11 protein-coding genes are annotated in these 13,722 nt (G+C 69.6%); 8 read left to right on the top strand and 3 right to left on the bottom strand.

The window, feature by feature from the left end; all coding sequences use genetic code 11:
• Positions 1-744, bottom strand: a 744-nt coding sequence (locus B4E30_RS04160) for an MFS transporter (protein ID WP_286793620.1), incomplete at its 3' end; no start/stop codon positions are given.
• A gap of 105 nt (positions 745-849) precedes the next feature.
• Between B4E30_RS04160 and B4E30_RS04155 the strand changes: the two genes are divergently transcribed.
• From B4E30_RS04155 to B4E30_RS04140, 4 genes are all read left to right on the top strand, one after another.
• Positions 850-1,509, top strand: coding sequence for a hypothetical protein (locus tag B4E30_RS04155; protein WP_286793619.1), 660 nt, complete (start codon positions 850-852; stop codon positions 1,507-1,509).
• A gap of 187 nt (positions 1,510-1,696) precedes the next feature.
• Entirely contained in the window at positions 1,697-3,868 is a 2,172-nt protein-coding gene (locus tag B4E30_RS04150; RefSeq protein ID WP_286793618.1) for a DEAD/DEAH box helicase, read from the top strand.
• 103 nt (positions 3,869-3,971) lie between these two features.
• Positions 3,972-5,000 carry a 6-phosphofructokinase gene (locus B4E30_RS04145; protein WP_071045745.1) on the top strand — a complete coding sequence of 343 codons (1,029 nt, stop codon included), beginning with the start codon at positions 3,972-3,974 and terminating at the stop codon, positions 4,998-5,000.
• A gap of 267 nt (positions 5,001-5,267) precedes the next feature.
• Positions 5,268-6,212, top strand: a complete 945-nt coding sequence (locus B4E30_RS04140) for a hypothetical protein (protein WP_194383405.1) — start codon at positions 5,268-5,270, stop codon at positions 6,210-6,212.
• 165 nt (positions 6,213-6,377) lie between these two features.
• Here B4E30_RS04140 and B4E30_RS04135 read toward each other — a convergent pair whose 3' ends face one another.
• Positions 6,378-8,495 carry a S9 family peptidase gene (locus B4E30_RS04135; protein ID WP_286793617.1) on the bottom strand — a complete coding sequence of 706 codons (2,118 nt, stop codon included), beginning with the start codon at positions 8,493-8,495 and terminating at the stop codon, positions 6,378-6,380.
• 44 nt (positions 8,496-8,539) lie between these two features.
• Here B4E30_RS04135 and B4E30_RS04130 point away from each other — a divergent pair, with 44 nt between their 5' ends.
• The 3 genes from B4E30_RS04130 (at position 8,540) to B4E30_RS04120 (ending at position 11,604) form a co-directional block, all read left to right on the top strand.
• Complete coding sequence (locus tag B4E30_RS04130; protein ID WP_286721265.1) at positions 8,540-9,445, top strand: phosphodiesterase; 906 nt, start codon at positions 8,540-8,542, stop codon at positions 9,443-9,445.
• A 119-nt stretch (positions 9,446-9,564) separates the two neighbouring features.
• A complete protein-coding gene (locus B4E30_RS04125) occupies positions 9,565-11,106 on the top strand; it encodes an aspartate ammonia-lyase (RefSeq protein ID WP_194383402.1) in 1,542 nt (513 codons plus the stop codon).
• A 48-nt stretch (positions 11,107-11,154) separates the two neighbouring features.
• Positions 11,155-11,604, top strand: a complete 450-nt coding sequence (locus B4E30_RS04120; protein ID WP_194383401.1) for a DUF4190 domain-containing protein — start codon at positions 11,155-11,157, stop codon at positions 11,602-11,604.
• A gap of 7 nt (positions 11,605-11,611) precedes the next feature.
• On the opposite strand, the gene B4E30_RS04115 is transcribed toward B4E30_RS04120, so the two are convergent.
• Positions 11,612-12,481 (bottom strand): fumarylacetoacetate hydrolase family protein, encoded by an 870-nt coding sequence (locus tag B4E30_RS04115; RefSeq protein WP_194383400.1) that lies wholly within the window; start codon positions 12,479-12,481, stop codon positions 11,612-11,614.
• Between the two features lie 53 nt (positions 12,482-12,534).
• Here B4E30_RS04115 and B4E30_RS04110 point away from each other — a divergent pair.
• Positions 12,535-13,722: PrsW family intramembrane metalloprotease (locus B4E30_RS04110; RefSeq protein ID WP_286793616.1), on the top strand; the 1,188-nt coding region annotated here is incomplete at its 3' end.

Below are 13,722 nucleotides of genomic sequence, written 5' to 3'. Positions count from 1 at the left end.
CGCCTGCCGCACGAGGAAACCGGCGAACGACGCCACGCCGACGGCGGCGCTGCCCCAGATGGCGGGGGATCCCCACCCCAGGCTCGGCTGCTCGATGAGCGCGAAGACCATGCCGCCGAGACCCAGCGTGCACAGCACGGCGCCCCACACGTCGACGGTGCGACCCGGCGCGCGCACATCGGGGCGTCTGAGCACCGCGAGCAGCCACAGGGTGACGCCGATCGGCACCACGTTGATGAGGAACACCAGTCGCCACGAGAGCAGGTCGACGCTCAGCCCGCCGATGACGGGGCCGACCACCATCGCGCCGGTCGTGGCTGCCGTCCAGATCCCGATGGCGCGCGCCTGCGCGGCATCGCGGAAGGTCGCCGTGATGAGGGCCAGTGAACTGGGCACGAGGAGGGCTCCGGCGACCCCCTGAAGGGCGCGCGCGACGATCAGGAACTCGGGCGTGGGGGCCGCGGCGATCGCGATCGAGGTGATGCCGAAGAGCACGAGTCCCCAGCGCAGCACGCGGATGCGGCCGTAGACGTCGCTGAGGGATCCCGCCACGAGGATCAGGGCGCCCAGAGTGATCAGGTAGGCGTCGACCACCCACTGCTGCGTGGCGAGGCCACCGCCGAGGTCATCGCGGATCGCCGGGAGGGCGACGGTCACCACCGTGCCGTCGAGGAAGGACACGAACGACGCGAGGATCGCGATCGTCAGGACGAGCCGCTGGTCCCGCGGCATCCGTTCCGGCATGTTCTCAGGGTACGTCCGCCGCGCCGCCGCGGGGCCGGCCTCGTGGGTCGGTAGAGTCGGTGCCCGTGCCGCCCCTCTGCGGTGCAGCGCCCCTCAGGAGGTACCGTGACTCGTCAGCACCGGACACCCCGTCTGCTCGCCGCGGGGGCCGCCGCGGCTGTGGCATTCGCTCTCGCCGCATGCCAGCCCGAGCCGGTGCCGTCCGGCAGCACGGAGCCCGACGGTGCGACGGCCGAACCGACTTCAACCGTCGAGAGCACTCCGACCCCGACGCCCACCGAGACCGACGCCTTCGTCCTTCCGAGCTCGTGCGAGGAGATCTACTCCGCGGACATGCGCGCGACCCTCGAGGCAGACAACCCCCCGCTGAACGACCCCGGTGTGACGATGTATTCCAGCGAGAACGCCGTCGTGCTCGAACTGATCGACTCGGGTGCCCCGACTCTGCGCTGCACGTGGGGCACTCCGTCCGGCTACGGCCTGGCCACGAACATCACCCTCATCGACGACGCGCAGGGCGAGGAGATCGCCGCTGAGCTCAGCGCGGCCGGGTTCAGCTCCGAGGACGTCGCCGTCGGCAGCATCCATCGCATCGAGCAGCGGGGGATCACGCTCGACGACGAGCCGTACACGCTGGGTGAGACCCACGTCATCGGCGACGGCGCGATCGTGACGACCCGGTGGATCAACTTCGCTCCCGAGGGCTACAGCGAAGACATCATCGCCACCCTCTGGGGAGCAGATTCTGCGGATTCGGCCGGGTAGCCGCTAGAATGCTGTGCGGGGATCCCGACCGCCCTGTCGCTGCTCGCTGAAGCGGGTGCTCGCGACCGACGGTGCCGGCATCTCCGCCCCGTGTTCGTGACGGCGTCGTGGCGCCGCCCACGGGAATCACGTTCTCTCGCCGGATCACCGGATCGACCGGTATCCGATCCCTAGGCTCAGGAGGAGCATGCCGACCTCGGCACCCGCCGCACAGACTTCCGCCGCGCGTCGTCGCAAGTCGTCGTCTTCCCGACGCGACGATGAGGCGCCGCTGATCCCGATCCTCGCCCGCAAGGTGCGCGAGGTCGAAGCCAAGGCCCAGCGCGGAAAGCTCGGCCCCACCAACCGTGTCAAGTTCCAGGTGATCGCCTTTCTCGTCCGCGAGGAGCGCGCGCGGGTGAAGGCCGACACTGCCGTCGCCGACTCCGCGCGGGCGGAGCTGCTCAAGCGCCTCGACGGCGTCGCGACGATCCTCGCGAAGACCGCCGCGCGCGACACGTCGCTCATCCAGCTGCTCGAGGTCGACCAGGCCACGTCGCCGGTCGCCAAGCGCATGCGACGGGACTGGCTGCTGGAATCGGGCGCCGAGCTTCCGCCGGACGAGCTCATCATCACCGACGTCGCTCCCGTCGCCCCGACGGTGGTGCCGCCCGCGCTCGCCGACCGGCAGGTCGTGCCGGCCGGGATCGAGTCGCGCCAGATGGCGAATCCGTTCCTCGCACCCGACCTCACCATGCGCGCGCCCGTGCCGAACCCGCGTCGTCGGCTCGACGGCTGGGAGCTCATGGGACCGCTGTACAAGGCGTTCGAGACCGGTGCCGGCGGAGCGAGCGCATCCATGGAACTGCCTCCCGTGCCGGAGTTCGACCGCGTCTCGCCGCGGGGCCTCGAGGTGATGCCGCACCAGTCGCGTTTCCTCGAGGCGGTGCGCGACGGACACCGCAGCTTCCTGCTGGCCGACGAACCGGGTCTCGGCAAGACCGCCGAGTCGGTGCTGGCGGCGTCCGTGGCCGCCACCTATCCGCTGCTGGCGGTCGTTCCCAACGTCGTGAAGATGAACTGGGCCCGAGAGGTCAAGCGCTGGACGCCCCACCGCCGCGCGACCGTGATCCAGGGTGACGGCGAAGACATCGATGCGTTCGCCGACGTCTTCATCGTCAACTACGAGATCCTCGACCGCCATCTGTCATGGCTCGGCTCGATCGGCCTGAAGGGCATGGTCGTCGACGAGGCGCACTTCATCAAGAATCTCACCTCGCAGCGCTCGCGCAACGTGCTCGCGCTCGCCGGGCGCATCCGCGAGCAGGTGCGCGACCCGCTCATGATGGCCCTCACCGGAACGCCGCTCATCAACGACGTCGAGGACTTCGATGCCATCTGGCGGTTCCTCGGCTGGACCAACGGCGAGAAGCCGGGCCCCGATCTGATGGCGAAGCTCGACGCGACCGGATTCACCCCTGCCGACAAGGCGTTCTACCCCGAGGCGCGCGACGCGGTGATCTCGATGGGCATCGTCCGCCGCAAGAAGAAGGACGTCGCGGCGGACCTCCCCGACAAGCTCGTCGCCGATCTGCCGGTGGAGCTCGACGACGAGTTCGGTCGCTCCATCCGCGAGGCCGAGCGCGAGCTCGGCGCGCGCCTGGCCGATCGCTACCGCCGTATCGTCGATGCCCGTGAGAACGCCCGCTCCGGGGCGGCCCTGGCTCCGGGCGAGGTCGACGACGACATCGTGCGGCTGGTCGCGCAGAACGAGCTCGACGAGTCGAAGGCGGCGGGTTCGGGGAGCGAGAACGTCTTCACGATGGTCCGTCGCATCGGACAGGCCAAGGCTCAGCTGGCGGCGGACTACGCGCTGCAGCTGCAGCGCTCGGTGGGCAAGGTGGTCTTCTTCGCCAAGCACATCGACGTGATGGATGCCGCCGAGGCGCACTTCGCCGCATCCGGCCTGCGAAGCGTGTCGCTCCGGGGCGACCAGACCTCCACGGCGCGCCAGGAGGCCATCGACGCGTTCAACAACGACCCCGACGTCGGTGTCGCGGTCTGTTCGCTGACCGCCGCGGGCGTCGGCGTGAACATGCAGGCCGCGTCGAACGTCGTGCTGGCCGAGCTGTCGTGGACCGCCGCCGAGCAGACGCAGGCGATCGACCGCGTGCACCGCATCGGACAGGACGAGCCGGTGACCGCGTGGCGCATCATCGCCGCCCACACGATCGACACGAAGATCGCCGAACTGATCGATTCAAAGGAGGGATTGGCGCAGCGTGCCCTGGACGGACAGGCCGTCGATCCCGGTTCGAGCGACTCCGTGCAGCTGTCGGCCCTGATGCACCTGCTGCGGCAGGCGCTCGGCGCCGCCTGAGTCCTCCGCATCCGACCGACCGTGTGGCAGCGGGAGTCCGCGGCCACTAATGTCGGGTGAGGCAGCGTCGCCCAGCATCATCCCGACGATTGAGGACCACAGCATGAAGATCGGAATCCTGACCAGCGGCGGCGACTGCCCGGGCCTGAACGCCGTCATCCGCGGCGTCGTGCTGAAGGGCACCACCACCTACGATCTCGAGTTCGTCGGCATCCGCGACGGCTGGCGGGGCGTCGTGGACGCAGACTTCTTCCCGCTCACGCGTCACGAGGTCAAGGGTCTGTCCAAGGTCGGGGGCACGATCCTCGGCACCAGTCGCACCAACCCCTACGAGGGTCCGCGCGGCGGCGCCGAGAACATCGCCAAGACGATGTACGGTCACCGCCTCGACGGCATCATCGCCATCGGCGGCGAGGGAACCCTCGCCGCCGCGGACAGGCTGTCCAAGGACGGCATCAACGTGCTCGGCGTGCCGAAGACGATCGACAACGATCTGCGCGCCACCGACTACTCCTTCGGCTTCGACACCGCGGTGAACATCGCCACGGACGCGATGGACCGCCTGCGCACCACCGGCGATTCGCACCAGCGGTGCATGGTCGCCGAGGTCATGGGTCGTCATGTCGGATGGATCGCCCTGCACGCCGGGATGGCCGCCGGGGCCCATGTCATCTGCATCCCCGAGGTGCCGATGTCGATCGACGAGATCTGCGAGCAGGTCACGAGCGCCCACGCCCGCGGCCGAGCCCCGCTCGTGGTCGTGTCGGAGGGGTTCAAGCTCAAGGACATGGACGAGGCCTACAGCGACAAGGGTCTCGACGCCTTCAACCGGCCGCGCCTCGGCGGCATCAGCGAGCTCCTCGCGCCCGAGATCGAGCGGATCACCGGTGTCGAGACGCGCGCGACGGTGCTCGGCCACATCCAGCGCGGCGGATCGCCTTCGGGCTTCGACCGTGTGCTCGCGACGCGTCTCGGCCTGCACGCCGCCGACGCCGTCATGGACGAGGCATGGGGTCAGATGGTCGCGATGCGCGGCACGGAGATCGTCCGGGTTCCCTTCGCCGACGCGCTCGGTGAGCTGAACACCGTTCCCCTCTCCCGCTACGAGGAAGCCGCCGCCCTCTTCGGCTGACCCCTTCCCGCACCCGACATCGGCGCACGACCCCTTCCCGCGCCCGAAGCATGTCGGCCGGTGCCGCCGGCGTGTGCCGCCGGCGTGTGCGCCGGCACATGCCCGCTCGCCCACCCCAAGCATGTCCCCATTTCTGTTCTTCTCAGGCCTGAGAGCGACACTTTCTGGGACATGACCGCCCCTGCACAGGTGGCGGTGCCCCTTCGACTCTCCACAGGGGGATGCTGACGCCGCCGAGTCTCCCGAGCGGCGAGCGAGCCTCGGATCATGAAGCGGCCCTCCGAGCTCCCTGCCGCGCTTGCCACGGCGTTCAGCGTGGCGAGCGCATCCGAGATCGGACTCGGTGACGGTCGGCTGCGAGGTCGCGACCTCGGGCGCCCGTTTCACGGCGTTCGCACTCGGCACCCCGTGCTGCCCGATACACAGGTGCGCGAGCTCTGCCGCGCCTACGCGCCGCGAATGGCTGAGCACCAGTTCTTCAGCCACGAGACCGCGCTCGCGCTCTATGGACACTCGATGCCGGGATGGCCGTACCGGCCCGGCATCCACGTCTCGACCCACCGTCCCCGTCGCGAACCCCGGACCAGCGGCGTCGTCGGGCACCGACTTCAGACCCGTGAGCCTGCGGTCCGCACGACGCCGGACGGCCTGCGCGTCGAGGACCCTGCGCGCGCGTGGCGTCAGTGCGGGTCGCTGTGGTTCCTCGACGATCTGATCGCGGCGGCCGACTCGCTCGCGTTCGATACAGCGGAGGGGGCGTCGCTGATGCAGCTCCGGGACGAGATCGAGATCATGGGCGACGTCCGAAACGGACTGCTGCGGCGTGCGCTCGCGGAGGCGCGCGACGGCGTCCGATCGCCGCGAGAGACACGGTTGAGGCTCCTGCTCGTGCGAGCCGGACTGCCGGAACCCGAGATCAATTGGAACCTGCGTGATCACCGCGGCATCTTCGTCGCTGAGCTGGACCTCGCCTATCCACAGTGGAAGGTCACGCCCGAGTACGACGGGCGCGTGCATGCCGAGGATGCCGCGCAGTTCGCGCGCGACGCCGATCGGTGGGAGGCGATTCGCCGCGCGGGCTGGCGTCATGTCCGCTGCCTCGATCATCACGTGCGGGGTCGAGGAGTCCCCGCCGTGCGGCTCGTCGTCGCGGCCCTCATGGACGCCGGCTGGACACCACCTCGAACCATGTCCCGATATCTGCTGCCCTGAGACCGTTTAGGCGCAGAAAGTGGGACACGCATCGTCTCGCCGCCGAGGCGTGTCCCACTTTCGGTTCTCATAGCGGCTCATAAGGACGGAAATTGGGACATGCCGGGGTGGGGGATGCGCGGCGGCTGGGGGTGTGGGACATGCCGGGGTGGGATGCGGGTGGAATCAGGCGGGATCGGCGACGCCGAGGGTGTCGAAGATCCAGGCGAGCTCGTAGGCGCGCTCCTGCCACGAGTTGTAACGGCCGCTGACACCGCCGTGGCCGGCGACCATCTCGCACTTCAGCAGCGCGTCGGCTCCGACGTCTCGCAATCGCGCAACCCACTTCGCCGGCTCGACATAGAGCACGCGGGTGTCGTTGAGCGAGGTGACGGCGAGGATGCGCGGATACCTCACGCCCTCGCGCACGTTCTCATAGGGGCTGTACGACTTCATGTAGGCGTACACCTCGGCATCGTGCAGCGGGTCGCCCCACTCGTCCCATTCGATCACCGTCAGCGGCAGCGTCGGATCGAGGATCGTCGTCAGCGCGTCGACGAAGGGGACCGCGGCCAGGATGCCGGCGAACAGCTCGGGAGCGAGGTTGGTCACGGCGCCCATCAGAAGCCCGCCGGCCGATCCGCCCTCGGCGACCATGCGCTCGGGCGTGGTGTATCCGTTGTCGACGAGGTGACGCGCGCACGCGACGAAGTCGGTGAACGTGTTGCGCTTGGCCAGAAGCTTTCCGTCCTCGTACCACTGCCGGCCCATCTCACCCCCGCCGCGCACGTGCGCCACCGCGAACACCACACCGCGGTCGAGTTCGCTCAGCCGCGCGATCGAGAACCCCGGTTCGATCGAGTGCTCGTATGAGCCGTAACCGTAGAGGTGAACGGGGCGAGGGGTCGCGCCGGCCTCGCCGAACGAACGCTTCCAGACGAGTGAGATCGGGATGCGCGTGCCGTCGTCGGCGTCGGCCCACACCCGCGCCTGCGCGTAGTCGCCGGGCTCGTACCCGCCGAGCACGGGCTGGCGCTTGCGCAGGAGGAGCGATCCGGTGGCGACGTCGTAGTCGTAGACGGTGCCCGGCGTCACGAACGAGCCGTAGCCGATCCGCAGCACGGGCGGCGCCCATTCGGCGTTCCCGCTCGTGCCGGCCGAGTAGAGCGGCTCGTCGAACGCGATCTCCGAAACGGACCCGGAGGCGTAGTCGAGCATTCCGAGCCGCGCGAGGCCTTCGCGACGGTAGCCGATGACCGCCCAGTCGCGGAACGTCGACAGTCCGAGCAGTCGCGTGCCCGGCGCATGCGGCAGCACGATCTCCCGCACTCCGGTCGGGTCGTCGGCGGCCACGCGCACGAGCTCGAAGTCGAGCGCATCACGGTTGTGGAGGATGTACAGCACGTCGCGACCGTCGACGACGGCGTGCGAGACGTCGTATTCGACGCCCTCGGTGCGGGGCCACACCACCTGCGGCTCGGCGCCGAGGTCGTCGGCGGGAACGAGCCACTGCTCGGAGGTGACGGAGGACCCGGCCTCGATCACGAGGAAGCGCTCGCTGCGGGTGAATCCCGCCCCCACCCAGTAGCGCTCGTCGGGTTCGTGGTGGAGTCTGCGGTCGGCCGAGACCAGCGTGCCGATCTCGTGGAGCCAGACGGTGTCGGGCCGCCAGGCGTCGTCGACCGTGGTGTAGACGATGAACCGGCCGTCGGGGGAGAACTCCGCGCCGGCGAACGTCTCGGGGATCACGTCCGGCAGGTGACGGCCGGTGGCGAGCTCGCGCACGCGGATGGTGTACCGCTCGTCGCCGGCGACATCGACGCCGTAGAGCAGGAGGGACCCGTCCGCGGAGACCTCGAAGCTGCCGAGGGAGAAGAACTCGTGGCCCTCGGCCTCGACGTTGCCGTCGAGCAGAACCTCCTCACCGGGCACGGGCTCGTCGGGGTGGAGTTCCGGCGGGGTCCAGTCGTCGGGAGAAGTGAGCGGTGCGCGGCACTGGATGCCGTATTGCTGGCCTTCGCGGGTGCGGCCGTAGTACCACCAGTCGCCCCGGCGGATCGGTACAGAGAGGTCGGTCTCCAGCGTGCGCGCCTTGATCTCCTCGAAGATGCGTGCGCGCTGGGCCTCCAGATGGGCCGTGCGCGCATCCGCGTAGGCGTTCTCGCGCTCAAGGTGCGCGATCACCTCGGTGTCGTCCTTGTCGCGCAGCCACTCGTAGCGGTCCTCGACGTCGTCGCCGTGATGGCTGCGGATGACGGGACGGGCGGCGGCGCGGGGGAGGGGCGGCTCGAGGGTGTCGGTCACCCCTCCACGGTAGCCCGTCGGTGCCCTGGCCTAGGCTTGGGCGCATGGTCGCCGCATCCGTGACGTTCGGTCAGCACGCCCCCGCCCAGCGCACGATCCTGCACCTCAGCGACACCCACTTCCTCGCGGGGAACGCACCGCTGGTGGGGGTCTACGACACCGCGGCGAACCTCGAGGCCACGCTTCGCCGGGTCGAGCGCCTGGGCACCCAGCCCGACGCGCTGGTGTTCACCGGCGACCTCACCGATCTCGGCGAGCCCGACGCGTACCGAGCCCTGCGAGCTGCGGTGGAGCCGATCGCCGAGGCACTCGAGGCACCGCTCATCTGGGTCGCGGGAAACCACGACGAGCGGGGTCCGATGCGGCAGCATCTGCTCGACCTCGACCCCACCGAAGAGCCCATCACGTCGGTCACCGACCTCGGCGGCCTGCGGATCATCGCCCTGGATTCGAGTGTCCCCGGTTGGCACCACGGTGAGCTGGATGCCGGGCAGCTCGCGTGGTTGGCCGAGATCCTCGCCGAGCCCGCCCCGCTGGGCACCCTGCTCGCTCTTCACCACCCGCCGCTGCCGTGCCACCTGCCGGTCTTCGACATCCTGGAGCTGCGCGACCAGCCGGCGCTCGCCGCCGTCATCGCCGGCACGGATGTGCGGGGAATCCTCGCCGGGCACCTCCACTACTCCACGTCGGGAACGTTCGCCGGCGTGCCGGTGAGCGTCGCCGCGGCGACCTGCTACACCATGGACATCTCTCGTCCCGCGGTCGAGGTCAACGGGATGGATGCCGGTCAGTCCTTCCATCTCACGCACGTGTACGCCGACACCGTCACCCACTCCGTCGTCCCGGTCGTCGAAGCCCCGTCCGGCGACTTCTTCTCGCAGCAGTGGGTCGACCGCATGGCCGCGCTCAGCCCGCACGACCGCCTGGAGGCGTTCTCCCGGAAGCGCTGACCGTCCGCGGCGTACAGCGGCCATGGTCGGTCCCGCCGCGATGTCCATCCGGGTCGCTACGGGGGCCGAGTAGGCTCGGCATCGTTCCACCTTGCCGTGCCGACCCACGAGGATGACCCATGGCCCAGGACGCGACGACGCGCACCCGTATCGAGACCGATTCGCTGGGATCCCTCGAGATCCCGATCGATGCCTACTGGGGGATCCACACCGCCCGGGCGATGGAGAACTTCCCGATCTCGAAGCGTCCCATCTCGGTCTACAAGGATCTGGTGATCGCGCTCGCGATGGTCAAGCAGGCGTCAGCGCGGGCGAACCGTGAGATCGGCGTGCTGAACGCCGAGCGCGCCGACCTGATCGATCGTGCCGCCCAGCGGGTCATCGACGGCGACTTCCACGACCAGTTCGTGGTCGGCGTCGTGCAGGGCGGCGCGGGCACGTCGACGAACATGAACGCCAACGAGGTCATCACCAACATCGCCCTCGAGATGGCGGGACGAGAGAAGGGGGACTACGCGTTCCTCTCGCCGATCGACCACACCAACCGGTCGCAGTCCACGAACGACGTCTACCCGACGGCGGTGAAGATCGGGCTGAGTCTGGACCTGCGGAGCCTGCTGGAAGAACTCGACCTGCTGCGCCGGTCGTTCCTCGACAAGGCCGCCGAGTTCCACGACATCCTCAAGGTGGGGCGAACGCAGCTGCAGGACGCGGTTCCCATGACCCTCGGGCAGGAGTTCCACGGGTTCGCCACGACCCTGGGGGAGGACCACAAGCGGCTCACCGAGAACGCGTACCTGATGTTCGAGATCAACATGGGGGCCACGGCGATCGGCACCGGGATCACGACCCACCCGGGGTATTCCCCGGCCGTCCTGCGCCATCTGCGCGCGATCACCGGACTGGATCTCGAGCTCGCCACCGACCTCGTCGAATCGACCAGCGACACCGGCTCGTTCATGTCCTTCTCGGCGTCGCTCAAACGCAACGCGATCAAGCTGTCGAAGATCTGCAACGACCTGCGTCTGCTGTCGTCGGGTCCGCAGGCCGGCCTGGGAGAGATCAACCTGCCTCCGCGACAGGCCGGCTCGAGCATCATGCCGGGCAAGGTGAACCCCGTGATCCCGGAGGTCGTGAACCAGATCGCCTTCGCCGTCGCCGGCGCGGACACCACGGTCACGATGGCGGTGGAGGGCGGCCAGCTGCAGCTGAACGCCTTCGAGCCGATCATCGCGCACTCGATCTTCCAGTCGATCACCTGGATGCGACGCGGCATGCACACCCTGAGGGTCAACTGCATCGACGGCATCACGGCGAACACCGACCGTCTCGGTGCGATGGTGGGCGCCTCGGTCGGGGTGGTGACGGCCCTCACACCGTTCATCGGCTATGCGGCGTCGGCGGCGCTGGCGAAGACGGCTCTGCTGACGGGGCGCAACATCGCCGATCTGGTGGTCGAAGCGGAGCTCATGACCCGCGAGGAGGTGGCCAAGCAGCTCTCGCCGGCGCGTCTGTCGGGCCTCGAGGCGGTGACGTCGGCGATCCCGATCGCGCAGCCGGCCGAGAACCTCGTCTCCCCGGCGGATTCGCGCGGCCGCGACGTCAGCGCCGAGGGGAGTGTCGCGGCTGATCCGTTGCCGCCGGTCACACGGGACCGATAGCGTTCCGAGGAACGACGCCGCACCGCGCGGCCGCGAGGGAGGAAGACCGTGTCCGATCCGCAGAACCCCGTACCCCCGTCATCCCGTGGCGACGACGCCGCGACGCCGCGTGAGCCGTCGAGTGCGTATCCTCCGCCTGCCCAGCCCGGCGGTTATCCTCCGGCGCCTCCGGCGGAGGACGGGGCGCACGACGCGCCCGCCCCGTCCTCCGCCCCGACGCCCGGGAAGACCCTCGGCATCGTCGCGCTGGTGCTCTCGTTCTTCGTGCAGCTCGTCGCCCTCATCCTCGGCATCGTCGCGCTCGTGCAGAGCCGCAAGGCCGGTGCGAAGAACGGCTTCGCCGTCGCCGCCATCATCATCAGCTCCGTTCTGATGGTGATCGGGATCATCATCGCCGTCGTGCTGATCGCCGCCCTCGGCCCGCTCCTCGCCGCCTGCGGAGAGCTCGGCCCTGGCGTGTGGGAGCTCACGGACGGCACCGTCATCACGTGCGGCTGACCCATCGTCAGTCGAGGATGCGGCAGTGGGTCGTCAGCTCGCCGATCCCGTCGATCCCGACGGTGACGGTGGAGCGATCGCGCAGGAAGACCTGCGGGTCGCGTGAATAGCCGGCGCCTCCCGGGCTTCCGGTCGAGATGAGCGTGCCGGGCAGGAGGGTGGCGGCGCGGGACAGGTGCGAGACGAGCGTCGCGACGGGGCGCACCATCTGCCCCGTCGAGCCGTCCTGCAGGAGGTGACCGTCGAGCCGGGTCCAGATGTGCAGGTTCTGCGGATCGGGCACTTCGTCGGCGGTGACGGCGAACGGACCGACCGGCGTGAAGCCGTCGAACGACTTGCACCGCGACCACTGGGCCTCGGAGTACTGGATGTCGCGCGCGGTGATGTCGTTGACGACGGTGTAGCCCCAGACGTGCGAGAGGGCGTCTTCGGGTGAGACATCCTTCGCGGGGGTGCCGATGATGACACCGAGCTCGGCTTCGTAGTCCACGGACTCGCTGAGTGCCCGTGGCCAGCTGGTGGTGCCCTCATGACCGGCCAGCGAGTTCGGCCAGAGCACGAACACCGTCGGCGTCGAATCGGTCTTCAGCCCCAGTTCGCTCGAGTGGGCGGCGTAGTTGAGGCCGATCGCGAGGATCACCGGCGGCGTCAGCACAGCGGGCGCGAAGGAGAGGCCCGCGATCGGGTGCCGCGTTCCGCTCGGCGAGGCCGTGGCGGTGCGGATGCGCCCCAGGAGCTCGTCGCCGCCGGCGATGAGCTCCTCGAGGGTGCGCGGCGCGCCCTCGAACAGCTCCGCCACCTCGATCACGGCGTCGGCGTCGGCGACGACCAGGCGGGGCTCCGATGACCCGGGACGGACGACGTGGGCGAAGCGCATGATCTCAAGGCTATCGCCGAGGGTGCGGTCACGGTCGCCCGTAGGCTGTGTCCATGACGCATTCCGCGCCGTCGTCCGATCCGTCGCGCCCGTCGCTGACGCCCCCTCCCTTCCACTCGCCGTTCGAGCAGCCCGACGTGGCATCGGGCGCGCCGATCCCGCGCGCCGACGCCCCCGCCGCTCCGATGCCGCAGGGGCGTGCCGTGTCGCCGCGCTCCGGTCGCTCGGCGCCGTTGTGGGTGCTCGGCGTGGTCGTGCTGGTGGCGGTCGCCGTCGTGGGCTATTTCCTCAACGCCCTCGGCCCCGTCGCCTCGGTCATCGGCATGATCCTGGCGTTCGTCCCTCTCGCCGTCGTCTTCTTCGCGGTGCGGATCATCGATCGCTGGGAGCCCGAGCCGAAGGGTCTGGTCGCCGCCGCGATCGCGTGGGGCGCCTTCGTCGCGATCGGCATCACGCTCGGGTTCGATCTCGCTCTGCTCTTCGCCTTCGGGCCGGACTCGTCCTTCGTCGCCGACGTCGTCGCCCCCGTGGTCCAGGCGCCGATCGTCGAGGAGGTTGCCAAGGGGCTCGGGGTGTACGTGATCTTCCTGAGCGCGCGGCGGGCCTTCGACGGTCCCGTCGACGGCATCGTGTACGGCGCGCTGGTCGGCGCGGGATTCGCCTTCACCGAGAACATCCAGTACTTCGCCGTGAGCTTCATCGAGGGCGGAGCCGCCGACACCACCGCGACGTTCTTCGTGCGAGGCATCCTGTCACCGTTCGCGCACGTGATGTTCACGAGTGTCACCGGCTTCGCGCTGGGCCTGGCCGCGCGCCGGGGTGCCCGCGCGGGAGCGGCCTTCGGCCCGTGGCTGCTCGGGCTCGGCGGAGCCGTGCTGCTGCACGCGTTCTGGAACGGCTCTGCCGTGTTCGGGGACTTCTTCGCTCTCTATCTGACCCTTCAGGTCCCGCTGTTCATCGTGTTCATCCTCGGTCTGGTGGCGCTGCGACGCGAGGAGGCGCGGCTGACCCGCACCCGGTTGGCCGACTACGCGGCCGCCGGGTGGTTCACCGAGCAGGAGGTCGACATGGTCGCAACCGGACGCGGACGCAAGGCGGCCCTCCAGTGGGCCGGCACCCTCCGGGGCGATCGCACCGAGATCATGAAGGGGTTCATCCGCGACGCGACGGCGCTCGCCGCCGCGCGCCAGCGTGCCATCAGCGGCCGTGACCCCCACGCCGCACAGGATGAGCAGGTGCTG

The sequence above is a fragment of the Microbacterium sp. UBA3394 genome (genome assembly GCF_002358725.1).
Lineage (GTDB): Bacteria > Actinomycetota > Actinomycetes > Actinomycetales > Microbacteriaceae > Microbacterium > Microbacterium luteum.
The sequence above is the reverse complement of the archived record's forward strand: the minus strand, read 5'-3'. Positions and strand labels throughout refer to the sequence as shown.